The following is a 26,140-nucleotide window of genomic DNA, read 5'->3' as shown; positions in this document are numbered from 1 at the left end:
ATGGGGAGTGGTCAATCCAAATAAAACAAAACCTAACATCCATTTGTTTCTTGGATGCTAGGTTTGCAACATCCTCAACTCTTGCTTCAACAGCAAGAGTTTTTCTGTATCTTAGCTTAAACTACTGACTAAATTGATCAAGGATCGTAAAAAACTTGGTAATAAACTCGTAAAATAACTGTTCAGACGGAGGGAGATTCCGTTTTTTTGGAATGATGACGCCTACCGTACGTGATAAATCAGGCTCACTAATCGGAATTTTTACTGTTCCGCGCGGAATGCTGTCAATCAAGGTAACCTCCGGTAAAAGAGTAACGGCCAGACCTGTAGCAACCAATCCTTTTATAGCGTCAATATCTTCTCCTTCAAAGGCCACTTTGGGTTCGAAGCCCATCTGATGACATGCCTTTACAACCAGTTCCTGCAGGACGAATCCTTTTGGAAACAGGGCAAAGGATTCATCTTTTAACTGATTGATCCTAAGCGCAGGATAATGGGCGAGATGATGATTGGCAGGTAATAAGGCGACCACTTTATCCGAGAAAAGGATACGGCCCTGTACTTCTTTAATTTCCACAGGAACAGGGGCAATAAAGGCAATGTCAATTTCTCCTTTGACCACCGCATCAATCAAAAAATGAAAGGTCCCTTGTCTAAGCTGAAAGCTTATTTTCGGATATTTGGCTCGAAAAGCTGATATCACAGTGGGTAAGACATAGGATGCCAAGCTGCTTGGAAATCCAATACGAATACATCCCCTCTCCGGATCTAGAAACTCTTCAATTTCTTGTTTGGCTTTTTCGATCTCTCTAAGTGCTGTTTCGGCATGTTCCAGAAAAATTTTCCCGAGTGGTGTCAGTTTGACATTGCGTCCTTCCCGAAAAAATAATTGAACTCCCAATTCTGCTTCCAAATTGGCGATTTGCCGACTTACTGCGGATTGGGCCACGTGTAGTGAATGGGCAGCTTCCGTAACATGTTCACGTTTGGCTACTTCTATGAAATATTGCAGTTGTCTTAGCTCCATAGAACACTCTCCAGTATGATTAATCTCATTTTGAGATTGGTTTAATCGGAAATATATATTGTTTGTATAATTATTCAAATATAAAATAACAAGTAATGTGAATCCTCGCAACGAGTCTTAAATATCTGGGAACTACCAAATCTTCACAAAGGAGTGAAGAATGTTGACTTATACAGAACTGCCGAAGAAGCAAGGACTTTATCATCCGGAGTACGAACATGACGCTTGTGGAATTGGTTTTATCGCTAACCTTAAAGGGACAGCTACTCATGAAATTGTAGAAAAAGGATTGCATATCCTTTGTCAATTGGTACATCGTGGTGGAGAACATGATGCCACTGGTGATGGGTCAGGGATCATGCTGCAGATTCCTCACGAGTTTTTTAAAAAAGTGTGCAAAGAACTTGATATCAATCTCCCTTCCCCAGGTAAATATGGAGTAGGAATGCTATTTTTACCACGTGATCCAAATCAAAGAGCCGAATATGAACGAAAGCTGGAAGATCTCATTCGTGCGGAAGGTCAAAAATTGCTGGGATGGCGAACAGTTCCGACGAATAGTATGAATATTGGGAAATTAGCCAAAGAAACCGAGCCTGTGATCCGGCAAGTGTTTATTGGTGCAAATAGCGATTCGGATGATCCATTGTCCTTTGAACGGAAACTATATGTGATCCGCAAACAGATGGAAAGAGAAGCAGGTGAAGATTTTTACGCAGTCACGATGTCAAGCCGAACCATTGTTTATAAAGGATTACTGACACCTGCACAACTGGGAGATTTTTATCCAGATTTAAGAGATCCATTATTTGCATCGGCTTTTTCCATGGTACACAATCGCTTTAGTACGAATACGTTTCCAAGCTGGAAAAGAGCGCATCCAAACCGATACTTGTTGCATAACGGTGAAATCAATACTTTACGTGGAAATATCAACTGGATGCTTGCTCGCGAAAAACTGTTTGAATCCGATGTATTCGGTGAAGACTTGGAAAAAATCCTTCCCATTTTGGATTTGGAAGGAAGCGATTCGGCGATCCTGGATAACTGCTTTGAATTTTTAGCCTTATCAGGACGTTCGCTTCCGCATGTAGCGATGATGATGATTCCTGAACCTTGGGAATACAACGAGCAAATGAATGATACCCTGAAATCTTTCTACGAATATCACAGTTGCTTGATGGAACCTTGGGATGGTCCTACAGCCATTGCCTTTTCAGACGGTAAACAGATTGGAGCGATCCTGGACCGGAATGGTCTTCGTCCTGCACGTTATTATGTAACATCTGATGATATGGTCATCTTTTCATCTGAAGTAGGTGTCATCGATATTCCAGAGGAGCAAGTGATTTGCAAAAAACGCTTGCAACCAGGACGTATGCTATTGGTTGATCTGGACGAAGGCCGTATCATTACCAATGATGAGATTAAAGAACAGATTGCGAAAGAAGCTCCTTATCGTGAATGGTTAAACGAAAATTTGATGGAGTTGAAAGAGTTACCTAAGCAGAATCATTCTTCATCTGAATTGGATTCGGAAACGATTTTTCAGCTGCAAAAGGCGTTCGGATATACTTATGAAGAATTAATGAAACAATTATTACCGATGGTATCCGAAGGGAAAGATCCGGTCGGTTCGATGGGAAGCGACACGCCTTTGGCTGTTCTGTCCAATAAACCCCAGCTTCTGTATAACTATTTCAAACAATCTTTTGCTCAGGTGACGAATCCACCCATTGATGCCATTCGGGAAAAATGCGTAACATCAACGGTGACTCTCTTGGGATCAGAAGGAAATCTGTTAAAACCAGAACCGACCCATTGTCGTCGAATTCGTTTATCTTCGCCCATTATTTCAGATGATGAATTGGCAAGACTTCTAAAAAACCCATATCCGGAATTTAAAGTGAAGACGCTGCCTATCTTGTTTAAAGTGGAAAAAGGCGATCTCGAAAAAGCATTGGATGACCTTTTTGCCGCTGCTAACCAGGCGATCCAGGAAGGATGCACTTTGCTGGTTCTGTCAGATCGTGGCGTCAATGATGAGTTTATGGCCATTCCGGCACTCTTGGCTGTAAGTGGTCTTCACCATCATCTGGTTCGTCAGGGAACCCGTACCCGAGTCAGTATTATCGTAGAGTCAGCTGAACCGCGTGACGTGCACCATTTCTCCATGTTGATCGGATATGGAGCTGATGCGATTAATCCGTATTTAGCCATTGCTACTTTCAAAGAAATGATTCGCGATGGCATGTTAACCGGTTTCACACCTGAGGAAGCGGTACAACGATATATCCAGACTGCCACAGATGGTATTGTGAAAGTCATGTCCAAAATGGGAATCTCAACGATTCAGAGCTATCGGGGCGCACAGATCTTTGAAGCGATCGGAATTGATCAGGCTGTCATTGAAAAATATTTTACAAGAACCTCTTCCCCTATTGGTGGGATTCCGCTAGATATCATCGCCAAAGAAGCACAGATGCGGCATGCCCAGGCATTCCATGGTCGTGAGTATGACGAAAAGACACTGGAGCCTGGCAGCGACTTGCAATGGCGGCGTAACGGTGAGCATCATGCTTTCAATCCAAGTACGATCCATACTTTACAGCAAGCTTGCCGCCGAAATGATTACCAATTATTTAAAAAGTTTACGGAAATGGCCAACCAGGAACAAATCACATTTTTACGCAGCCTGTTTGACTTTAAAACAGAACGTCCGCCTGTTCCGATCGAAGAGGTGGAACCAGTCGAATCGATCGTCCGTCGTTTTAAAACCGGGGCGATGTCTTATGGTTCCCTAAGTCAAGAGGCACATGAAGCTTTGGCGATTGCCATGAACCGTTTAGGCGGCAAAAGTAACAGCGGAGAGGGTGGAGAAGACCCGAAACGCTATCAATTGGATGCCAATGGTGATTCGCGCCGTAGCGCCATTAAACAGGTAGCTTCCGGTCGGTTTGGAGTCACAAGCCATTATTTGGTCAATGCCGATGAAATCCAAATCAAAATGGCCCAGGGTGCTAAACCGGGTGAGGGCGGACAATTACCTGGAAATAAAGTCTATCCATGGATTGCAAAAGTACGCGGCTCTACTGCAGGTGTCGGATTGATTTCGCCACCTCCACATCATGATATCTATTCCATCGAAGATTTGGCACAGCTGATCCACGATTTAAAGCGCGCGAACCCTCAAGCACGTATCAGTGTCAAATTGGTTTCGAAGTCCGGAGTGGGAACGATTGCTGCAGGGGTAGCCAAAGGACTGGCTGATGTGATTGTGATTAGTGGCCATGATGGAGGCACAGGCGCTTCTCCAAGAACAAGCATTAAACATGCAGGGATGCCGTGGGAGCTCGGTTTGGCGGAAACTCATCAGACCCTGGTTTTAAACAACTTGCGGGATCGTGTGGTATTGGAGACAGATGGGAAGCTGATGACAGGCCGTGATGTCGTGATTGCCGCTCTCTTGGGTGCGGAAGAGTATGGATTTGCGACTGCACCGCTGATTGTTCTTGGCTGTGTGATGATGAGGGCTTGCCATCTCGATACATGTCCAGTCGGTGTTGCGACGCAAAATCCAGAGTTGCGTAAAAAATTTATGGGTGATCCTGAACATGTCATCAACTATATGCGATTTATCGCTCAGGAAGTAAGAGAAATCATGGCTCAGCTAGGCTTCCGCTCCATCGATGAAATGATTGGTCGTACGGATGTATTAACCATGAGCGAGCGGGCTAAAACGCATTGGAAGGCAAAATATCTTGATTTGTCGCCGATGCTCTATCAGCCAAGTGTGCCAGAAGAAGTAGGAAAATATTATCAAACTGCACAAAATCATCGATTGGAAGAATCGTTGGACTCGCGCGAACTTCTGCTGCTATGCCAACCAGCTTTAGAAGAAGGAAAGAAAGTAAAAGCTACTTTATCGATCAACAATACACATCGAGCAGTCGGAACCCTCCTTGGCAGTGAAGTGTCGAGACGTTTTGGTGAAAACGGTTTGCCAAATGATACGATTCACCTTCATTTTAAAGGTTCGGCCGGACAAAGTTTTGGTGCTTTTGTTCCAAAGGGAATCACGCTCTATTTGGAAGGCGATGCCAACGATTATATCGGAAAAGGGTTATCAGGTGGAAAGATCATTGTTGCCAAACCATCTTCAGCGCCATTTGCCGCAGAAGAAAATATTATTGTTGGTAACGTAGCTTTCTATGGAGCAACATCTGGTGAAGCCTATATTAATGGAATTGCCGGTGAACGTTTCTGCGTTCGAAACAGTGGCGTACACGCTGTCGTAGAAGGCATTGGTGATCATGGTTGTGAATACATGACAGGTGGATGTGTAGTCATCCTCGGTCCTGTTGGTAAAAACTTTGCAGCAGGGATGTCAGGTGGAGTGGCTTACGTGCTCGTTGAAGATCTGGAGGAATTCCAAAAACAATCCAACCGGGAAATGGTGTTATTTGAGAAACTGGTTGAGAAAGAAGATGTTGAGCGGGTAAAACAATTGATTCAGAATCACGTTAAATACACATCCAGCCAACTTGGTCAGGCCATTTTAGAGAAATGGGATACACAGGTTCATAAGTTTGTCAAGGTAATTCCAAAAGATTACAAAGTGATGATGCATACAATCAACGAATTGGAACAATCAGGTTTATCGCGTGAAGAAGCTGCTGTTGTCGCATTTGAACAGCTCAAAAAGAAAGACAAGCAGACAGAAAAAGACAAAGTACTGGAAACGATATTCGCTTGAGGAGGGAGAGAAATGGGTAAACCCACAGGTTTTATCGAATATGAAAGAGAAGTGCCACAAGAACGGGATCCTCTGTCACGCCTACGGGATTGGGAAGAATATCAGCTTCCCTTTCCCGAAGAAAAACTCCAACAGCAGGGGGCGCGTTGTATGGATTGTGGCACCCCTTTCTGTCATACGGGAATGGAATTAAATGGTCAGGCTTCTGGTTGCCCACTGTATAATCTCATCCCTGAATGGAATGACCTGGTGTATCGAGGCCATTGGAAGGAAGCGTTGGAACGTTTGTTAAAAACAAACAATTTTCCTGAATTTACGGGACGCGTTTGTCCTGCACCTTGTGAAGGATCTTGTACAGTAGCCATCCACGATCCTGCTGTTGCCATTAAAAGTATTGAAAGAGCCATTATTGATAAAGGATTTCAGGAAGGATGGATTGTTCCGCAGCCTCCCAAAACACGTACAGGCAAAAAAGTGGCGATTGTCGGTTCGGGGCCTGCTGGTCTTGCCTGTGCGGATCAGTTGAATAAGGCAGGACATTGGGTAACAGTGTTTGAACGGGCGGATCGTATCGGTGGTTTACTGATGTATGGAATTCCAAATATGAAATTGGAAAAAAGATGGATTGACCGGCGTGTTGATTTATTGAAGCAGGAAGGTATTACTTTTGTCACAAACACAGAGATCGGAAAAGATATTTCTCTTCAGGAACTTCAACAAAAATTTGATGCGGTTGTTCTCTGTGCTGGAGCACAAAAGCAGCGTGATCTCCAAATTGAAGGCAGAGAGTTGGCTGGCATCCACTTTGCCATGGACTATTTGACGGATTCCACCAAAACATTACTGGATCCTGAATATGGTGGACCATACATTTCAGCTGAAGGCAAGGATGTGATCGTGATCGGTGGTGGGGATACCGGAGCCGATTGTGTCGCCACTGCCTTACGCCAAAAATGTCGTAGTGTTGTGCAGTTTGGTAAACATCCTCGCTTGCCTGAGAGCAGAGAGGAAGACAATCCTTGGCCGGAATATCCAAACGTATTTACTTTGGACTATGCCTATGAGGAAGCACTCGCTCGGTTTGGCAAAGATCCACGTCAATATTGCATCATGACCAAAAAAATTGTTGGAGATGAACATGGGCATGTCAAGGAGCTTCATACGGTTGATATGGTAAAAATCCGTGATGAAAATGGGCGTTATACCTTCCGGGAAATACCAGGAAGCGATAAGGTGTGGCCAGCACAGCTCGTACTCATTGCCATTGGATTTGCTGGAACAGACGAACATCTAATTAAACATGCAGGGTTAGAGCACGTAAATTTGAAAGTAAAAGCAGAGTACGGAAAGTATCAGACCAACCTTGAAGGAGTATTTGTTGCAGGAGACATGCGCAGGGGTCAGAGTCTGGTAGTTTGGGCCATCCATGAGGGAAGAGAAGCGGCTCGCGAATGCGATAAATACTTGATGGGATATACCAATTTGCCTTGATTTGATGTTATGAAAAAGGCTACCGACTGTTTTTATGCAGTAGACAGTCAGTAGCCTTTTTTAGAACTGTTTCTTTGTGTTCATAGTAGATGGCAAGGGATTTAATTATCTAGTAAAAGATTGGCTTTCCTGATAAACTAAAAAGTAACATTTCACTTGTCAAATAAATTCCTTCAACGCTCACGGGTATTGTTTTTTTATCTTGACATTCACTGGAGTGAACATCGTGAAAAAACATTATGATGTGATTGTCGTAGGCGCAGGTTCCATGGGAATGAGTGCAGGATATTATTTGACAAAAAAAGGTCTAAATGTTCTGTTAATCGATGCTTATGATCCTCCACACACGTATGGCAGTCATCATGGAGATACAAGGATCATTCGTCATGCGTACGGAGAAGGTAGACAGTATGTTCAGCTGGTACTCAGAGCTCAAGAATTATGGGATCAGTTAGCAGAAGAATCAGGTTATTCGCTCTTTGCCAAAACGGGAGTGTTGTGCATCGGGCCACAGCATACACCGTTTATGGATGAGATGATTGCCAGTGCGAATGAATTCTCACTACCTCTTGAAATATTATCCCATGATGAAATCAGGTACCGCTGGCGAGGGATTTTTGTTCCAGAAGGTTTTATAGGCTGTTTTGAAAAGAGAGCAGGAGTTCTTTTTAGCGAAGAATGTCTTCGAGCTTATCGTCAGCTTGCTTTATCCAACGGAGCTGAATTTCTTGTCAATACCGTTGTAGAGAAAATCGATCTTGATTCTCAAGGGGCGACGATCCATACCACAGAAGGTGCATTTACTGCAGATCAAGTGATGATCAGCACTGGAGCATGGACCAAAAAACTGCTGAAGAAAATACATATCGATGTTCCGCTACAACCGGTTCGCAAGACAGTTGCGTGGTTTGAATGCGATGAACAGCTATATGATGCTCATGTTTTTCCAGCTTTTTCTTACAATTTATCCGATGAAAACTACTATGGTTTTCCCAGTTTTGCAGGAAGTGGTTTGAAAATCGGACGCCATGATCAAGGAAAACAGGTAGATCCTGATACAGTCAGTCGCGAATTTGGTTTGTATTCAGAAGATGAAGGGGATGTAAGAAAGTTTCTGGAAACATTTATGCCCCAGGCTGCTGGTAAATGTAAAGCCGGGAAGGTATGCCTCTACACTTTGACACCTGATCGACATTTCATCATTGACCAACTACCTGACTTTCCGCATATCAAGATCGTTACCGGATTTTCAGGACACGGATTTAAATTTGCAAGTGTGATCGGTGAGATCGTAAGCGAATTGGTAACAAAAGGGAAATCATCCTATGATATTTCCATGTTTTCCTTGGATCGTTTTTGAAAAAACGTCTCATTCACAAATAAAAAGCTTTCCTTTATAACAAATCGGTCTGGGGTAAGGATATTGAGGCCGCTCTACAAACCCGGTTTTCCTTTTCCAGTTGAACGGCTTCTTGCTCGTTTTTAAGTAACGGGAGTGAAACGGAAAAGGAAAACCGGCATATAAAGGATACTTGGTCAACAGGTTGGACGTTTATTTTGTTCCTGAAAAAGCGGGTAATAAAGGTAAGGTGAGGAAAATGGTTATCTCAGTGGAAAATGTATCTTTTACACGAAATGGACAACATATTTTATCGAATATCCATTGGCAGGTTCGGTCAGAGGAGCATTGGTGTCTCCTGGGGCTTAATGGTTCAGGAAAAACCACTCTTCTCAATCTGATTTGCGGGTATCTCTGGCCTAGCAAAGGGAAGATATCGGTACTCGGCCATCGTTACGGTACTGTTGATTTACGTGAGTTACGTAAGCAGATCGGTTGGGTCAGTTCTTCTTTTCAAGAAAAAATACATGGATCTGAAACGGCAGAGAAGATTGTTCTAAGCGGGAAGTTTGCTTCGATCGGGATTTATGATACTTTTTCCGATGCAGATATGGAAGAGGCCAAACGCTTGATGTCGTTTCTAGGCTGCGAACATTTGGCAGGTCGCTCTTATCAAACCCTATCACAAGGGGAAAAGCAACGTATTGTAATCGCTCGAGCTTTAATGGCCAAACCCAAATTACTCATTTTGGATGAACCTTGTACCGGTTTGGATCTATTTGCAAGAGAGCATGTTTTACATAGCATTGAAAAAATTGCTTCTCAACCCAATGCTCCAACACTTATATATGTTACCCATCACATTGAAGAGATTTTGCCATGTTTTACGCACACATTTTTACTGAAGGATGGTATGTCTTTTCTACAGGGAGAAACAAACCAAGTATTGACTTCAACAACGTTAAGCGCTTTTTTTGATCTTCCCGTAGAAGTGGAAAAGAAGCATCATCGTTTTTGGGTATCGTTTGACTCAAAAGGGGTACAGCAACGATTTGAGGAATGGACTGCCACATCTGAAATTTTTTCCAAATAAGTAACAAACCTACGCTACAGTTAGTTTGTGATCAAAACAGGATTATTATATTTAATAAACAAAAAAGTTTAAAAAATCGCCGAATAGGGAATAGAGCTGATGTATCAAAAGATTCACCGGGAGGGAATTGAGGTGCATCGCTGGGTGGAACCTTCGGGGATTTATGAGACTCATTTGCATGTGCGGGATTTGAAAAAATCCGTTTCTTTTTACCAGAATCAATTGGGGCTGAAACTTTGTTACAGTGAACCAGAAAGAAAATTAGCATTTTTCTGGGTAGGGCAAGCACGTCAGCAAATGTTGGGGTTGTGGGAGAAACCCGAAGACCAGATCGTTCGCAGTCATTTCGCTTTTTCTGTGTCGTTAAGGGATTTGGAACTGGCTCCGGCATTTTTGGCTGAACAAGGAATTAAGTATCGTGATTTCTTCGGCAATCCTGGTGGTGAGCCTACTGTCCATTCGTGGATGCCAGCCGCATCGTTGTATTTTGAGGATCCTGACGGGCACAGTTTGGAATATATCGCTTTACTACCGGAAGGTCCACGGCCCGAGCTGGGGGCAATCCCGCTTAGCCGATGGCGGGAACTGCATCAACAAATCGACAAGAAGTGAAAAACTGGATATAACAGTGCCTCAACATGTCTCCGGCTTCCCGTTACGGATATATCACCAGATCGGATTCTGTCATATAATTCGGCTAAAATAATGGAAGCCATCATAAGGTATGAATGATGGCTTCTGATTTTATAATCTGTGGTTAAGAGGTGTAAAGAATGGAGAAAATCAAGCCAAAAAGATTGGAGCCTGGCGATACAATAGGAGTAGTTGCTCCCTCAAGCCCGGCTCCTCCAGAAGTGATCCAACAGTCCATCAAAATCTTAAAAGGGTTTGGTTATCGAGTGAAACTGGGAAAGTCTGTTGGTCAAGTTTATGGATATTTGTCTGGAAGTGATGAAACTCGTGCTCAAGACATTCTGGATATGTTTATAGATCCAGAGGTTAAAGCCATTTTTAGCATAAGAGGAGGGTATGGCACCCCGCGCATTTTAGATTTGCTGGACTACGATTTGATTCAACGACATCCCAAAATTTTTGTGGGATACAGTGATATAACAGGTCTTCATACTGCGATTCATAAACATACCGGTCTAGTTACGTTCCATGGTCCGATGGTAGGTGAACTGGTGGAAGAGCATGATCCATTGACATGTTCTATGCTATTTCATCATTTAACTGATCCAGCATCCATAGAATCGTATTGTGGGCGTGAAGAGGACTCCTATACCATTACACCTGGTGTGGTTGAAGGGGAGATCATAGGGGGAAATCTTTCTCTACTCGTAGCCACACTCGGGACGCCCTATGAAATTGATACAAAAGACAAAATTCTATTCATTGAAGATGTGAGCGAAGAACCATATTCCATCGATCGAATGCTCACACAACTAAAGCTGGCTGGAAAGTTAACAGCGGCCAAAGGAATTGTGATTACTGACTTTAGTGATATACCTGCCCCAACAAAAAGACCCAGCTTAACTATTGACCGAGTTTTACAAGATATTCTGGCACCCCTCCATATCCCTTGTTTTTATGGAATGAACATAGGGCATTGTCAACCGAATCTCGCCATTCCTATAGGAATCTCTGTCCGGCTTCATGCTACAGAAAGGAAGATTACATTTCTGGAAAAAGGAGTCATCTAGCGAATTTAGTGGTTTATCTGTATTTAAAATGGGGTATATCTAATGTGTCATTTATTCTTAAAATAAGGTTACAAAATGAAAAAATGTTTTTCATAATATAATTATAGTTATTTAAATTTGATCAATTAATTAAAACTAGTATAAAATTAATACCAGTTTGCGATAAAAACATAAAAATATTAGAAAAATTAACCATATCCTCTTCAAACTACATAGATTGTCTACATACCGTATTTCGGTTATAATAAAAGCAGACAAGGAGGATACAGTGGAACCTACAATAGATATTTTCAAGCTTATGATTCAATTTATCGGATTTGTTGTTGGTTTTGTTATCCTTGCAGTTGTCTGTGATAAGATCGAAAATCGAATAGATCCTAAACGGAAAAGATACACTTCTGCAAATGGAACGATTCACTATGTCAGCAATAACCATACTAGAGATTTTATCAACTACAATAGCAGAAGGAATGGTAGTGGTGGTGAAAGTGGGTACTAAGTCACCAGCAAAATAAAGGGCCAGATTTAAAAAGCTTCTTGTCTCTCTATCTGGAGAGCAGGAAGCTTTTTCTTTTAGATAGGTTAAGAACGTTTGTTCTCTGGATTCATTAGACCAAATTCGCTACTAGGTATCGTTTCAGCTTTGTATTTGTTATACAGTTTTATCAGTTGCACCAGCTTAATGTCGCCTTCGAGTCATTGCTAAATAAAAGCAATATTGACACTTACTTGCTTGGTGGAAAATTGAAACCATTTGGTAGTATTACTGCTTCATTAGCAAGCGAGTTTGCCTAGCAATTCTATCGATCTTTGTTTTGCCACTGGTGGTGGAGTTTCCGCTATAGCAATGGGGAAAGCAGGCGCGCTCCTTGATCGAGAATGCGCTGCGAAAGGGAGCGCTGCCGCAAATCTTCGATATGCAATGGTACGGAATCAGTAAGATCGCGCTCGAATTGCTCCGTGAGTTCCCGCGCCACATCAGCACTGTAAAAGACTTCGCACACCTCGTAATCCAGGCGAAAACTTCTCATATCATAGTTGGCTGCGCCTACTTCGGCAATCTCCCCATCGATGATCATCAGCTTGGCATGCAACATACCTTTGTTGTACAGGTAGATTTGGACTCCGGCTTCCAACAGTTCTCCATAGTAGGTGCGGCTTGCAGAGCCTACGATTTTGGGACTTACGTGGCGAGGCACCAGCAATCTCACGCGTACACCTCGTGCAATGGCTGTCTTTATCGCCATGATGATATCTGCATCAGGGACAAAATAGGGGGTGGTGATGTCAATGGTCTGGGTCGCTTGTGTCAAGCAAATGAAGTAAGCCTGCCGGATGACTTGAGTAGGAATTCCAGGATTACCTTCTAATGTCTGTACGTACGCTTTCTGCAACGTCTCTGTGCTCGTGACGGTGGAAACGTCGGTACCATCCATGGTGCCCAACTCAGTGCTCCACTTTGCCGACCATTTGGAAAGAACATCCCTGCCGGGTGGAACGATGTTCTGCGATATATGCCTGGGACCCTGAATGGGCTTTTTCGTATCCTCAGCTTTTGTATTCCAACGTATTCTCGTCTTCATCCGTTCCGGCGAAGCGATGTTCCAATGGGCGTCGAAGACAGTCTGCAAATCGACTGTAGCTTCACCTACCATTCGCAAATGGGTGTCGTGCCAGAAACCTACGTTCGGCTTCAATCCGGTATACTCATCCCCGACGTTGATACCGCCTGTAAAAGCTTCCTTTCCATCGATCACGACGTTCTTACAATGATTCCGGTAATTCCAATTGGACAACACCCAAGGGAAGCGCATAGGAAAAAACGTCCGGCATTCAATCCCTGCATTCATCATCCGAATGATCTGATGCTGTGGAAATTTCCTGCTTCCCCAACCGTCTCTCAAAAAGCGGATCCGTACACCGGCCTTGGCCCGTTCGATCAGTAGGTCCGTGATGCGTCTTCCGATTTGGTCATCCCGGTATATGTAATATTCCAGATCAATCGTTCTTTGCGCATTCTGTATGGATTTGATTAGATTTTCATATGTTTCAATGCCATTCGTAAGTATCTGTACTCGGACGGGTCGAAGCCCATGCACGGTCAAATGCCGTAAAGCATGTGCGATGACAGAGGCTGAGCGGCTGAAAGAAACAGGCAACGTGTCCGACTCATTGTGCGGAGATGTCAGTCTTTCTCTACGAATGCGTACTGGATTTGATGTGCTGAGATAGAGTCCAAAACCGATTACAGGTAAAATGAGGCCGATGGTTAGCCAATTTAAAGCCTTGGCCGGTCGGCGTACCTCGCGGACTGCTATGATTAACATAAAGACTGTATTCAATAGGTACAGCCCAAGAATCCATACCAAATGAACCCCTCCCTCGTTCGGAGTATAGGATGTGCAATCTGTGATGTGTGTATTCACTTGGAGAGTAAGATAATCATGTGCAGCTTTATTTGATTATGGTTTATCACGATTTGATCATCGAAATGAATTAAGGAGCTTTTTAGAGCTAAGCTGCCAAGGATACCTAATTCATGGGAAGTATTTGATACTGACTGAGAAATCGAGCTGTGTTATATTATCTTTATAGGGATATAAATCATAGTATTCTGGTAGGAAAAGTTAATTTAATAATGCCGACCTGAAAAACTGGAGGCTCCTTCATTGGCTATATGAAGGAGCCTTATCTTATATTTTTAACAAGTTACCAAGGGAGAGCAAAGAAAATATGGGAGGTAAAAAATGAATATCGAAAATATTGAAGCCTTTGTGTATGTGATTCATTATGGTAGCTTTAACAAGGCAGCGAAAGCTTTGTTTTTGTCTCAGCCGTCGGTTACAGCGAGAATTCAGTCGCTGGAACGCGAACTGGATTGCAAACTTTTTGATCGAGAAGGGAAGAAGATTTGTTTGACGGAAAAGGGGAAGCAGTTTTTACCTTATGCGCAGCAAATTCTTCACTTTTTTCAAAGAGGCAAGCTTCAACTCCAACAAAAAAAGGCGGTTCCCCACGAATTAAGGCTGGGTTGCACGGTATCAGTCTCTAACTACTTGATTCCAGAATTATTGCCAAAGCTGAAAGAGAAATATCCTGAGATGAATTTTAAGCTGACAACGGCTTCAACCGATGAAATATTGACGAAAGTGTTAAACAAAGAGATTGAAATAGGGTTTGTACGAAATGTTACCCATTCCAGTATTGATTCGATCAAGTTTTATGAAGACCCAATTCGTCTGTTTGTGTATGAAAATCATCCGTTCATAGGTGCTAAAAAACTTTCTATTGAAATGCTCGCCAACCAAAAGTTTGTTTTTTTTGAATGCGGAGCCTTGGATTGGATGCAAATTTACCGATTGTTTAAATGCTTGGGTCAGCCTCCTAAAATCGAATATCATGTTGACAACTTGGAAACGGCAAAAAAACTGGTCATGAAAGGAAGTGCAATCTGCTTTTTGCCTGAGCTTTGCGTACGTCAAGAGGTTCGTGAAAAAAAACTGTTTCCCGTAGACATTCCAGAATTGACGGGAGTAACCCTCCAAACGAATATAATTACGCTAAAAGGGGAAAACACTGGAGTTTACAAATCTTTTTTGGAATTGGCAGAGGTTTGGTCTTTTAGGGATTGATGACAATCCTTTTTATCGAATTCATCTATAAATTAATAGAAAACACTTATTACCCCGTTAATGAACGAATGTGGTATATTATTTACAATAAATCCTATATATTTTATATGAATTATCGGGATTAAGGCCATCTCAGCCAAAGTGATAGGGGAGAGATTAAATGGGCGAAAAAAGAAAACTCAGATTAGGTACGTTTCTAGGCGGAACGGGTGGAAATATAGCCTCTTGGAGGCACCCCGACGCTGTTGCGGATGCTGCAATCAATTTAAATTATTATAAAGATTTGGTGGAAAAAGCCGAAAGGGCAAAATTGGACCTCGTTTTTATTGGGGATGGGCTGTATATTAGCGAAAAATCACATCCAAATTTTTTAAACCGATTTGAACCGCTTACGCTTCTGGCCGCTTTGGCGGGTGAAACCTCTCATATCGGGCTGGTCGCCACTCTTTCGACGACTTACAGCGAACCGTTTAATGTAGCAAGACAGTTTGCGTCAATTGATCATATCAGTAACGGCAGGGCAGGTTGGAACGTTGTTACTTCTCCTTTGGAGAAATCGGCTTTAAATTTTAGTAAAACAGAACACCCCAAACATGATTTGCGCTATAGGATTGCCGAGGAATTTGTGCAGGTGACAAAAGGATTGTGGGATTCCTGGGAAGACGATGCATTTATACGCGATAAAGAGAAAGGCATTTTTTTCGATCCTGAGAAGATGCATCGTTTAAATCACAAGGGAGAATTTTTCTCCGTTGAAGGTCCATTAAATATATCCAGATCTAAGCAAGGGCACCCGGTTATTTTTCAAGCTGGTTCATCGGAAGCAGGAAAAACATTGGCTGCAAAAGTCGCAGATGCCGTATTCACAAATCATGAAAGCATTGCCGCAGCCAAGGAGTTTTACGAAGATGTAAAAAATAGAGCCGTTACTTTTGGAAGATCTCGTGATCAAATCCTTATTTTCCCTGGTGTAAATATTATTGTTGGGGAGACGGAAGCAGAAGCGGAGCGCAAATATGAGGAAATCGCCAATCTGGTGGACATTGATGTTGCGCTAAATTACTTGGGCCGATACTTTAACGATATTGATTTCAAACAGTACCCGCTGGACGAACCATTTCCTGATTTGGGCGATTTTGGGGCAGAAGGATGGAAAAGCACAACGGAAAAGCTGAAGAAATTAGCCAAAGAAGAAAATCTTACACTTCGTCAGGTAGCTCAAAGAGTGACGACACCGAAGGGAGGAAGCACATTCATTGGAACCCCTGTTCAAATTGCCAATACGCTGCAAGAGTGGTTTGAAGAGGGGGCTGCAGACGGATTTATGATTTGCCCCTCTGTGCTTCCAAATGGATTGGACGACTTTATTCATTATGTATTGCCCATTTTGCAAGAGCGGGAACTGTTCCGTACCGAATATGAACATGACACATTGCGCGGAAATTTGGGATTGCCTAAACCCGTAAACCGGTATTCCAAAACCAAAGCAAAAGCAAGTACCTGAACAAACTTTCGTGAGGTGAAGAAAATGAGTGAAATTTATCGATTGGCCACGTTAGAGGATGCCGAAGAACTATTGGATGTCACTTTGAGAGCCTATGAGCCCATTCGGCAACTGGGAATTCGATTTCCGGCTGCAACGGCAAACATTGAGCTGGTTCAAGACAATATCACCAACAATGACTGCTATGTTCTGGAAAAAGACGGATCCATCATTGCTACCGTTACGGTTGCCGCACTTGAAGAAGTGAAAGAAGTAACCGACTTGCCGTTCATATGGTGGTTTGCAGTGGACCCCGCTTACAAAGGGAAAGGGTTTGGTACGAAGTTGCTCAGTTGGGTCGAAAAAAACATCATTCGGGATACGCTGAAAGCTCCGGCCGTTACTCTTGCGACAGCCGAACGGCACCCATGGCTGGTCCCGATGTATGAACGAAAAGGATACGAACGTTTTTACGAAGTTGACAAGGAAGGCGAAAAAATCGTTTTTATGAGGAAAATTCTTAACCCGGATTTGTTTTCGAAGTATAACCAAGAAAAAACGGATGGATCCCGGCCTAGCCATGGACTACATGCTTAATGACTTGGAGGAAACAGCATGAAAAAGATGGCCATTCTATCAACATTATTTCTTATTTTGTTAAATATAGCAGGATGCAATTTGAAATCGGACGAAAGCGCAGCAAATGGTAAAACCGAAAAAGTTCAGAAGGTTATTGTAGGTACCGGAACACAATTTCCTAATATTTGCTTTATTGATAAAAACGGAAAATTGACAGGATTTGACGTCGAGCTTGTGAGAGAAATCGACAAACGCCTTCCAGAGTACGAGTTCGAACTTAAGACGATGGAATTTTCCAATCTTTTGTTAAGTCTCCAAACGAAAAAAATTGATTTCATCGCCCATCAAATGGAGAAAAACCCTGATCGCGAAGCACGTTTTCTCTTCAATAGCGAGCCGTACAATATTTTCCCGAACAAAGTCGTCGTGCATAAGAACAACAATGATATTCGCTCCATCGACGATCTCAAAGGAAAAAAGGTGATAGTCAGCCCGACTAGCAATCAAGCTTATATTGTTGAGCAATACAATAAGAAGCACAACAACGCCATAAACATCGTCTATACCAATGGCGGAGATGATATCATCAGCCAATTGAAGACAGGACGTGCTGATGCCACGATCAGTACCCAATTTGCGGTGGACTATAATAATAAAACGGTGGACGCGCAGCAAAAGACGGTAGGTCCTGTATTGACCAATTCTAAAGTGTATTTTATCCTGCGGAAGGATGAAAAGAAATTAAGCGACAGAATTGACCAAGCGTTAAAAGAAATCAAAGCAGACGGTACATTGTCCATATTAAGCGTGAAATGGCTGGGTGCTGATTACTCGAAAGAAACGGGATAAACTTCTGTCGAATCGTTTGAAAGTTAAAAACATGAGGGGGAACGAAACTTGTCGGCAAGTAAAAAAGTAGTTTTATGGAGTAGGAGCGGTTGCCATTATTGTGCGGAAGTGAAAGCTTTTTTGGAAGCCAACAACTATCCCTATGAAAATCTCGATGTGGAAGGAAAAGACGTATTGCGCGATGTGCTGGAAGTCAAATACGGGATTCGTCATGTACCGGTCATCGAAGTTGGCAGTAAAGGAACGTTTGAAGCCGTGCTTGAGCCTGATCTGGATCGGCTTAAGGCACTGTTATCCAATAGCCAGGAATAGCTGGAAGATTTCATGTGTGAGAAAGAATTGGGGGTATTTTTATCAGAAATTGGAAGTGGACAACCATGAGTACATCCCTTGCGATGATGCTGATCCTGGCTGGATGCGGTACAAGCTCGGACAGTAAAGTGGCCAGCTCTGAAGGCGATGTGAAAAAAGTAATTGTGGGAACTGGAACACAATTTCCCAATTATTGCTTCATTGATGATCATGGCAAGTTGACGGGGTTTGATGTTGAGGTCGTAAGAGAAATTGACAAACGTCTTCCGGAGTATGAGTTTGAATTTAAAACGATGGAATTTTCCAACTTGCTATTGAGCTTACAAACGAACAAGATCGATGTCATCGCCCATAATATGGTGAAAAATCCCGAGCGGGAAAAAACGTTTTTGTTCAACGGAGAGCCTTATAACAGTTCTCCGACTAAAGTCGTAGTGAACCAGAACAATAAAACCATTAAATCGATTGACGATCTTAAAGGAAAAAAAGTGGCAGTAAGCGCCACCAGCAATGCAGCTTATATTCTCCAGAGGTATAACAAGACTCATAATAACGCGATCAACATCGTTTATTCAAACGGTGGAGACGACATCATCAATCAATTGAAAACGGGGCGGATCGATGCCACGATCAGCACACAGTTCACTGTGGACTATAACAATAGAACTGTGGATGCGCAGCAAAAGGCGGTAGGATCTCCACTGGCAAACGACAAGGTCTATTTCATTCTTCGAAAAGATGAAACGGCATTAAGCGGCAAAATCGATCAAGCGTTAAAAGAGATGAAATCGGACGGCACTTTATCCAAGTTGAGCGTGAAATGGCTGGGCCAAGATTACTTGAAAGAAGCGAAATAAATTAGTGAAAGGTTCAGGATGTATCATGGGAAAATCGTTTGATCTTAATCTTGTTTTCGATTTTTTACCCAAATTGCTGTCTTACTTGCACATTACGCTGCTGATCCTGGTAGGTGCGGTATTGATCGGTCTTCTCGTTGGTTTTCTGGCTGCATTACCCAGAATCTACAATATTCCCGTACTACGAACATTGTCTGCCATTTATGTCTCGTTCATTAGAGGAACTCCGATATTGATTCAACTGTTTCTTGTTTATTACGGATTGCCTGAACTGTTAAAAACGATTCAGATTGATGTTACCCACATGTCCAGTTTAGTGTTTGTCATCATCACCTACGGATTCAGTATCGGGGCGCTTTTTTCCGAAATCATTCGTGCCGCGGTCAGCGCTGTTGACCGCGGCCAAACGGAAGCGGCCTATGCGATCGGCATGACCCCAATTGCTGCGTTTGTTCGCATTGTGCTTCCCCAGGCGTTAACCATTGCTTTTCCGAATTTCGCCAATTTGGTCATTTCCTATTTGAAAGATACTTCGCTTGCCTTTTACATCGGTGTGATGGACATGACGGGGAGGGGACAAACGCTCGGCACGGCCACCAACCATTTTCTTGAGGTCTATATATCGCTCGCCATCATCTACTATGCGGTATGTATTTTGTTAGAGAAATGTTTTTCCTTGCTCGAAACAAGGATGCTCCGATATGAACGACAATTTCCTGTGAGTCAATGAATTCATTTGCAGGTTGCAGAATGAAAGTGCTCTGTGAGGTGGTCCCCATGAATATCGACTTTAGATTTATCGTTACGGCCTTCTTTGAGATCATGAAAGCACTCCCTCTCACCCTGGTCATTACCACCGTGCCGCTGTTAATAGGATTTGCAATCGGGATCGGCACTGCGCTGATCCGGCTGTATAAGGTGAAGGTGATTTATAAAATTGCAGATTTTTACGTTTCATTTCTTCGGGGCACGCCTCTCATCCTGCATATTTATATTGTCTATTTAGGCCTGCCTCTCCTTTTCGATGTATTAGCCGAAAAATGGGGTTGGAGCATACGATCCAATTCCATTCCGCTTATCGTGTTTGTATTTGTTGCCTTTTCGCTTAATGCTGGCGCTTATATGTCAGAAATCATCCGATCTGGCATTCTGGCAGTCAATAAAGGCGAGATCGAAGCAGCCTATTCGATTGGCATGACGACTTCACAGGCCATGAAACGCATTGTGCTTCCGCAAGCCTTGATGATCAGCCTGCCCAATTTGTGCAATATGTTCGTTGGTTTGCTGCACGGTTCTTCGCTGGCCTTCTCGATTTCGTTAATGGAATTGAATGGGAAAGCGAATGTCGTCGCCTCTACAAACTGGAAATTCCTTGAATCCTTTATTGCGGCTGCGGTCATTTACTGGGGAATGACCATATTGGCTGAAAAAGTTACTGCTATTCTGGAAAAACGTTTACGAATGTTTATTAAGGGGGGAGTTGCATGATTCGACTAAAAAACATCAAAAAATCATTCGGAAAGCAAATGGTCCTTAAAGGAATTGATTTAACCGTTGAAAAAGGCGAGGTCGTGGTTATTCTTGGTCCCAGTGGATCAGGGAAAACGACCTTGCTTCGATGCATCAATTTTCTGGAACGGGCCGATAGCGGCGCCATTACCATTGGCGATCTTTCCGTCGATTGCCACCGCGCAACCAAAAAAGAAATTTTGGCGCTACGCAGAAAAACAGCCATGGTATTTCAGCATTATAACCTGTTCAAACATAAAACCGTACTGGAAAACGTCATGGAGGGACTCGTCGTTGTCCAAAAATGGCCCGTGGAACGCGCAAAAGAGAGAAGTTTGCAAATATTGGAGAAAGTCGGTCTGTCCCAACAAATTGATATGTATCCAAGTCAATTGTCCGGTGGCCAGCAGCAGCGGGTAGGCATCGCCCGAGCGCTTGCGTTAAACCCTGAGGTCATTCTCTTTGACGAACCTACGTCCGCGCTGGATCCTGAATTGGTTGGAGAAGTACTGTCGGTGATCCAGAAAATTGCCCGCGAAGGCATTACCATGATCGTGGTGACGCACGAGATGGGCTTTGCCCGGGATATATCCGATCATGTTGTTTTTATGGACAATGGAGTGGTTGTAGAGGAAGGCAAACCGAATGAGATATTCCATGCTCCTAAAGAAGAACGCACGAAACAGTTCTTGAAGCGAATCACTCCAGAATGGAGATATTCCATATAACCGAAGTAGGAAACATAAGGAGATAAAAACAGTTAACTAATTTATATAAAAATAATGAAAAATGTATAAAAATGTTGTATGATGAATATATGGAAAAGTTCACCAAAACAAATGAGTGAGTTGTTAGGAGTTACTGTTAAGACCCTTCAAAATTGGGATAAAAAAGGTATATTAAAGTCTTACCGAACCCCAACTAACAGGAGGTATTATACGCATAGTCAGTATTTAGACTATATTGGGGCATCTTCTAGTGAAGAAATCACAGGTAAGACAGTAATCTATACCCGAGTATCAAATCGTGGTCAAATGGATGACTTAGCAAATTTTAAGTAGATTTTTTGAAGGTTTTCCCTAATGCTAAAGGTTGGATTGTTGATGAAGTAATTGAAGACGTAGGAAGTGGTTTGAACTATAACCGTAAAAAGTGGAATCAGTTGTTGGAAGAAGCACAAAGACAAAAAATATCACGCATCATCATCGCACACAAGGATCGCTTTGTTCGGTTTGGATATGAATGGTTTAAAAGATTCTTAAAAGGATTGGGAGTAGAGGTTGTAGTTGTGCATAATGAGAAACGATCTCCTGAACAGGAATTAGTACAGGATTTGATTTCAATTATTCATGTTTTTTCCTCTCGTATTTACGGGCTACGTAAATACAAGAAAAAACTAAAGGAAGATCAAGATGTTAAAAGCATACAAGACTGAACTGAACCCTACTCCAGAACAGATTACAAAAATCGTTCAAAGCATGGGTATATGCCGTTTTCTCTACAATCAGTATCTTGGATACAACTTTGCACGATATGAGCAGGGCGAAACATTCATATCGGGTTATGATTTTGACAAATACGTTAATCATGAACTATCCAAGCAATATCCATGGATTAAAATCTGCGGGAGTAAAGCAAGGAAAAAAGCGATCATGAATGCAGAAACCGCCTTTAAACGTTTCTTCAAGGGACAATCCAGGAGACCTCGTTTCAAGAAGAAAAAGAACCAGGATGTAAAGGTTTATTTCCCTAAAAATAATAAAGGCGACTTGATTGTAGAACGGCATCGAATCAAAATACCTACGCTTGGATGGGTGCGGTTAAAAGAAAAAGGTTACATCCCCACCACAGGAAAGGTGAAAAGCTGCACACTGACTCAACAGGCAGATCGTTTCTATATTTCTGTGTTGGTAGAGGTTTCTACCTCTGAATCAAAGGAAAAACACTCCTACGTTGAAGGCATCGGGATGGATCTTGGAATCAAGCATTTTGCAGTCTTAAGCAATGGTCAAGTATTTAAAAACATAAACAGATCTTCTGCAATCAAACGTACAGAGAAACGTCTAAAGCGTGAACAACGTGCGTTATCTCGAAAATACGAATTTAGAAAAAAGAGAGGTGAAACAACTGCTACTAAAAGCGGAAGTAACATACGCAAAAATATCCTCAGAGTACAAAAGCTTCATGCCAGGCTTGCACGTATGAGAGAAGCCTATCGTGCCTTTGTGGTGAGTATGATTGCGAAAGCCAAGCCATCTTATATCACCATCGAAAAGTTAAATGTTCAAGGCATGATGAAGAACAGGCATTTAAGTAAATCAATCGCTGATCAAGGTTTCTATGACTTAAAGATGAAGCTGCTGAATATGTGCACCAAATTAGGAATTGAATTAAGAGAGGTAAACCCATTCTATCCATCTAGTAAACTTTGTTCCAGTTGTGGTCACAAGAAGGAGAAGCTTTCTCTGTCTGAGCGAATATTTCAGTGTGAATCTTGTGGTCATACCTTGGATCGAGACTTAAATGCAGCCATGAACCTTATGCAAGCGAAAGAATATGTAGTGTTAACCTAACTAACCTACATATATGTACCGATGGCTAGTCGGGAATTTACGCCTGTGGAGTGTTACAGCAAACGAAAGTAGTATCTTCCTTGGAAGTACGAAATCGGACACGTTGAAGCAGGAAAACTCTAGACATAGGGATATTTTTCTATGTTTTTAGTAGCAGGGAAAGACGATGGGAATCAAGTTGAGTATCTTGGATCAGAGCCCGATATTTGAAGGAGAAACAGCAACGAAAGCTTTCCAACATACCGTCGAACTTGCTCAAAAAGCGGAAGAGCTGGGCTACCATCGTTTCTGGGTGTCTGAACATCACGACTCCGATCAACTGGCTGGATCTTCCCCGGAAGTGTTAATTGCGTATTTACTAGCAAAAACCAGACGCATCCGAATTGGATCGGGTGGCGTTATGCTGCAGCATTACAGTCCGTATAAAGTAGCGGAAAATTTTAATGTCCTGGCCTCTCTGGCTCCGGGACGGGTCGATCTGGGCATCGGAAGAGCGCCAGGAGGACTTCCCCGTTCGACTAAAGCTTTGCAACAAAGGGCTGTCCACGGGTCGCAATCGCTATCAGATAAAATCATCGAATTGGAACAATTTATACAAGATCGCTTGGATGAAAATCATCCGCTTGCTGGTTTGCGCGCCACCCCCATTCCTCAGCAACCGGCCGAAATCTATCTGCTCGGAACGAGTGTTTCCAGTGCGGAATTGGCTGCAAAGCTTGGACTTCCTTATGTGTTTGCTCAATTTATTAACAGCGATGAATCCGTTGCTGATGAATCTTTTGTCACATACCGGAACCATTTTAATACAGACAAAGGTGCACAACCACAAGCGATTCTTGCGCTTTCCGTTATCGTGGCGGATACGGATCAGGAAGCCAAAGAATTGGCAGGAGAACAGAAGCTCGTCAAAATTCACCTGGAAAGTGGCAATACGTTAACCGTTGGCAGTGTGGAACATGCAGAAGAATACGGAAGGCAATCTGAAGAGAATTACACGATTGAAATCAAAAAAGCCAATATCATTTGTGGATCAAAAGAAACTGTACGTCAAAAACTGTTGGAAGCACAGAAAAGATATGGCGTGGAGGAATTTATTGTCACGTCGGCAATTCAGGATTTTTCAAAACGGATTCGTTCTATTGAACTTCTCAAAGAAGCGTTTACGGAAGTTCACACAAAGAGATAACAGGGTATAAAAATCGTTTAACTTAAAGGTGGATGAAGAGCGAGCGAAAGGAGGAGAGCGAATGGGAAACGGGATGGTTGAAAATATAGTGGATTTAGAAGCAGAGTTAATTGCAATTCGCCGTCATCTTCACCAAAATCCAGAATTATCAAATGAAGAATTTGAAACGACGCGGTTTATTCGTGGATGGTTGGAAGAAGCAGGAATCGAGATTATCTACGATATTCCTTTGAAAACCGGAGTTATTGCGGAAGTGAAAGGGAAAGAGGAAGGACCGACGATTGCGTTGCGGGCGGATATTGACGCTTTGCCGATCCACGAAGAAACGGGACTTGCATTCGCTTCCCGAATCCCCGGCAAAATGCATGCCTGCGGACATGATTTTCATACTGCGTCCATTCTTGGAGCTGCTTATTTGTTAAAACATAAAGAAAAGGAATTAAAAGGAGCCGTGCGTCTTGTTTTCCAGCCAGCGGAAGAAAAAGGAGCAGGGGCGAAACGGATTTTGGAAAGCGGTGCGCTGGAAGGAGTTCAAGCCATTTTTGGAATGCACAATAAACCGGATTTGGCTGTAGGAACGGTAGGAATCAAATCAGGAGTATTAATGGCAGGGGTCGACGGGTTTCAAATTGAAGTGGAAGGTCTCGGAACGCATGCGGCCGTACCGGATGCCGGCATTGATCCGATTGTAACGGCATCACACATAGTCACAGCGCTGCAAACAATTGTAAGCAGAAATATCAGTTCCTTGAATAACGCTGTAATCAGTGTAACCCGGATTCAAAGTGGGAGCACATGGAACGTGATTCCGGATAAAGCAATCCTTGAAGGAACGGTTCGCACCTTTCAAGAAGACGTGCGGTTCCAAATCCCCGGTCACATTTCCCGTATTGTTGAAGGAGTCGCAGATGCTTACGGAGCCAAGGCGACTTTGCACTGGTACCCGGGGCCACCTTCCGTTCAAAACGATGAGGTACTGACTGAACTGACTATTAAAACGGCCGTTCAACTAGGTTTAAATGTAGTTACGCCTGTACCCTCTCCCGCCGGAGAAGATTTCGCCTATTATCAACGGGAAATCCCAGGTTCCTTTGTGTTTATGGGTGTTTCCGGTCCTCACGAATGGCATCATCCAGCATTCGATGTAGATGAAAGGGCACTAACGGTCAGTGCGCAGTTTTTTGCAACATTGGCGAAAAATGCATTGGATCAGTGGAGAGCTGCCGATCAGGCCGATAGGAATTCATCATCAATATAACCTACTTATACTATAAAAATTTAATATATAATAAGATATGAAAATAGGGCGAAAGTAGGGAACACTATGTTTATCAAACAACCATTTGATGAATTCCTGGGTTTACAGTATGAAAGAATAAGTGACAATCAAATTAAAATTTATTTGCCTTTAAAACCTTTGTATTTGAACAGTTTAGGCGTTGTTCATGGTGGGATTATATCTTCCCTTGCCGATGTTGCCATGTGCAATGTTCCAGAAGCAGATCCCAGTGGTGTTCAAACAGCAGTGACAGTAGACCTGAAAGTATCTTTTTTAAGTCCTGCCAAAGGAGAATTTTTGCTGGCTGATGCTCGCGTATTTAAAAAAGGTAAGAGATTGATCCATGCGGAGTGCCTGATCTATAATGATCAAAATACATTAGTCGCAAAAGCAAATGGTATATATATGTATAGGAACAAATAATTTCATTTAAAAAGCTGACCTTATTCTGGCCAGCTTTTTACATGGGTGG

Annotated in this window: 22 protein-coding genes and 1 pseudogene; 21 read left to right on the top strand and 2 right to left on the bottom strand. The window is 42.7% G+C overall.

Annotated elements, in window-relative coordinates:
• Positions 1 to 121: 121 nt before the first annotated feature.
• The gene (gltC, locus tag BMZ78_RS15790; protein ID WP_093231377.1) at positions 122 to 1,027 is read right to left on the bottom strand and encodes a glutamate biosynthesis transcriptional regulator GltC; all 906 of its coding nucleotides are present in this window, start codon (positions 1,025 to 1,027) and stop codon (positions 122 to 124) included.
• A gap of 163 nt (positions 1,028 to 1,190) precedes the next feature.
• Here gltC and gltB point away from each other — a divergent pair, with 163 nt between their 5' ends.
• The 7 genes from gltB (at position 1,191) to BMZ78_RS15755 (ending at position 11,908) form a co-directional block, all read left to right on the top strand.
• On the top strand, positions 1,191 to 5,783 hold the full coding sequence (gltB, locus tag BMZ78_RS15785) for a glutamate synthase large subunit (RefSeq protein ID WP_093231387.1): 4,593 nt from the start codon (positions 1,191 to 1,193) through the stop codon (positions 5,781 to 5,783).
• 12 nt (positions 5,784 to 5,795) lie between these two features.
• Positions 5,796 to 7,274 carry a glutamate synthase subunit beta gene (locus BMZ78_RS15780; RefSeq protein WP_093231376.1) on the top strand — a complete coding sequence of 493 codons (1,479 nt, stop codon included), beginning with the start codon at positions 5,796 to 5,798 and terminating at the stop codon, positions 7,272 to 7,274.
• 226 nt (positions 7,275 to 7,500) lie between these two features.
• A complete protein-coding gene (solA, locus tag BMZ78_RS15775) occupies positions 7,501 to 8,634 on the top strand; it encodes an N-methyl-L-tryptophan oxidase (RefSeq protein ID WP_093231375.1) in 1,134 nt (377 codons plus the stop codon).
• Positions 8,635 to 8,872: 238 nt separating this feature from the next.
• On the top strand, positions 8,873 to 9,706 hold the full coding sequence (locus BMZ78_RS15770) for an ABC transporter ATP-binding protein (protein WP_093231374.1): 834 nt from the start codon (positions 8,873 to 8,875) through the stop codon (positions 9,704 to 9,706).
• A gap of 132 nt (positions 9,707 to 9,838) precedes the next feature.
• On the top strand, positions 9,839 to 10,318 hold the full coding sequence (locus tag BMZ78_RS15765; RefSeq protein ID WP_245739877.1) for a VOC family protein: 480 nt from the start codon (positions 9,839 to 9,841) through the stop codon (positions 10,316 to 10,318).
• 161 nt (positions 10,319 to 10,479) lie between these two features.
• On the top strand, positions 10,480 to 11,409 hold the full coding sequence (locus BMZ78_RS15760) for a S66 peptidase family protein (protein ID WP_093231372.1): 930 nt from the start codon (positions 10,480 to 10,482) through the stop codon (positions 11,407 to 11,409).
• 268 nt (positions 11,410 to 11,677) lie between these two features.
• Positions 11,678 to 11,908: a hypothetical protein gene (locus tag BMZ78_RS15755; RefSeq protein WP_093231371.1), complete on the top strand. Its 231-nt coding sequence runs from the start codon at positions 11,678 to 11,680 to the stop codon at positions 11,906 to 11,908.
• Positions 11,909 to 12,248: 340 nt separating this feature from the next.
• Here the strand turns inward: BMZ78_RS15755 and BMZ78_RS15750 are convergent, their stop codons facing one another.
• Complete coding sequence (locus BMZ78_RS15750; protein ID WP_093231370.1) at positions 12,249 to 13,778, bottom strand: phospholipase D-like domain-containing protein; 1,530 nt, start codon at positions 13,776 to 13,778, stop codon at positions 12,249 to 12,251.
• A gap of 378 nt (positions 13,779 to 14,156) precedes the next feature.
• Here BMZ78_RS15750 and BMZ78_RS15745 point away from each other — a divergent pair, with 378 nt between their 5' ends.
• The 14 genes and pseudogenes from BMZ78_RS15745 (at position 14,157) to BMZ78_RS15680 (ending at position 26,091) form a co-directional block, all read left to right on the top strand.
• Positions 14,157 to 15,041 (top strand): LysR family transcriptional regulator, encoded by an 885-nt coding sequence (locus BMZ78_RS15745; protein ID WP_093231369.1) that lies wholly within the window; start codon positions 14,157 to 14,159, stop codon positions 15,039 to 15,041.
• 160 nt (positions 15,042 to 15,201) lie between these two features.
• Positions 15,202 to 16,545, top strand: coding sequence for an LLM class flavin-dependent oxidoreductase (locus BMZ78_RS15740; RefSeq protein ID WP_093231368.1), 1,344 nt, complete (start codon positions 15,202 to 15,204; stop codon positions 16,543 to 16,545).
• Positions 16,546 to 16,569: 24 nt separating this feature from the next.
• Entirely contained in the window at positions 16,570 to 17,121 is a 552-nt protein-coding gene (locus BMZ78_RS15735) for a GNAT family N-acetyltransferase (protein WP_093231367.1), read from the top strand.
• Between the two features lie 18 nt (positions 17,122 to 17,139).
• Complete coding sequence (locus BMZ78_RS15730) at positions 17,140 to 17,952, top strand: transporter substrate-binding domain-containing protein (RefSeq protein WP_093231366.1); 813 nt, start codon at positions 17,140 to 17,142, stop codon at positions 17,950 to 17,952.
• A 48-nt stretch (positions 17,953 to 18,000) separates the two neighbouring features.
• Entirely contained in the window at positions 18,001 to 18,264 is a 264-nt protein-coding gene (locus BMZ78_RS15725; protein WP_093231365.1) for a glutaredoxin family protein, read from the top strand.
• Between the two features lie 65 nt (positions 18,265 to 18,329).
• Entirely contained in the window at positions 18,330 to 19,121 is a 792-nt protein-coding gene (locus tag BMZ78_RS15720) for a transporter substrate-binding domain-containing protein (RefSeq protein WP_093231364.1), read from the top strand.
• 25 nt (positions 19,122 to 19,146) lie between these two features.
• Positions 19,147 to 19,851, top strand: coding sequence for an amino acid ABC transporter permease (locus BMZ78_RS15715; RefSeq protein ID WP_093231363.1), 705 nt, complete (start codon positions 19,147 to 19,149; stop codon positions 19,849 to 19,851).
• Between the two features lie 47 nt (positions 19,852 to 19,898).
• Positions 19,899 to 20,609, top strand: a complete 711-nt coding sequence (locus BMZ78_RS15710) for an amino acid ABC transporter permease (protein WP_093231362.1) — start codon at positions 19,899 to 19,901, stop codon at positions 20,607 to 20,609.
• Positions 20,606 to 21,358 carry an amino acid ABC transporter ATP-binding protein gene (locus tag BMZ78_RS15705; RefSeq protein WP_093231361.1) on the top strand — a complete coding sequence of 251 codons (753 nt, stop codon included), beginning with the start codon at positions 20,606 to 20,608 and terminating at the stop codon, positions 21,356 to 21,358. Before BMZ78_RS15710 ends, BMZ78_RS15705 begins: the two co-directional genes overlap by 4 nt.
• 81 nt (positions 21,359 to 21,439) lie before the next feature.
• A pseudogene (locus tag BMZ78_RS15700) lies at positions 21,440 to 22,065 on the top strand (IS607 family transposase).
• The gene (locus BMZ78_RS15695) at positions 22,043 to 23,203 is read left to right on the top strand and encodes an RNA-guided endonuclease InsQ/TnpB family protein (protein WP_093231360.1); all 1,161 of its coding nucleotides are present in this window, start codon (positions 22,043 to 22,045) and stop codon (positions 23,201 to 23,203) included. Before BMZ78_RS15700 ends, BMZ78_RS15695 begins: the two are co-directional and overlap by 23 nt.
• A 166-nt stretch (positions 23,204 to 23,369) precedes the next feature.
• Positions 23,370 to 24,389, top strand: a complete 1,020-nt coding sequence (locus BMZ78_RS15690; protein WP_093231359.1) for an LLM class flavin-dependent oxidoreductase — start codon at positions 23,370 to 23,372, stop codon at positions 24,387 to 24,389.
• 61 nt (positions 24,390 to 24,450) lie between these two features.
• Positions 24,451 to 25,647: a M20 peptidase aminoacylase family protein gene (locus tag BMZ78_RS15685; RefSeq protein ID WP_093231358.1), complete on the top strand. Its 1,197-nt coding sequence runs from the start codon at positions 24,451 to 24,453 to the stop codon at positions 25,645 to 25,647.
• Positions 25,648 to 25,713: 66 nt separating this feature from the next.
• The gene (locus BMZ78_RS15680) at positions 25,714 to 26,091 is read left to right on the top strand and encodes a PaaI family thioesterase (RefSeq protein WP_093231357.1); all 378 of its coding nucleotides are present in this window, start codon (positions 25,714 to 25,716) and stop codon (positions 26,089 to 26,091) included.
• The last annotated feature ends 49 nt before the right edge of the window (positions 26,092 to 26,140 follow it).

Source organism: Thermoflavimicrobium dichotomicum (genome assembly GCF_900114055.1).
Lineage (GTDB): Bacteria > Bacillota > Bacilli > Thermoactinomycetales > Thermoactinomycetaceae > Thermoflavimicrobium > Thermoflavimicrobium dichotomicum.
This window is presented reverse-complemented; position numbering and strand designations above follow the sequence as displayed.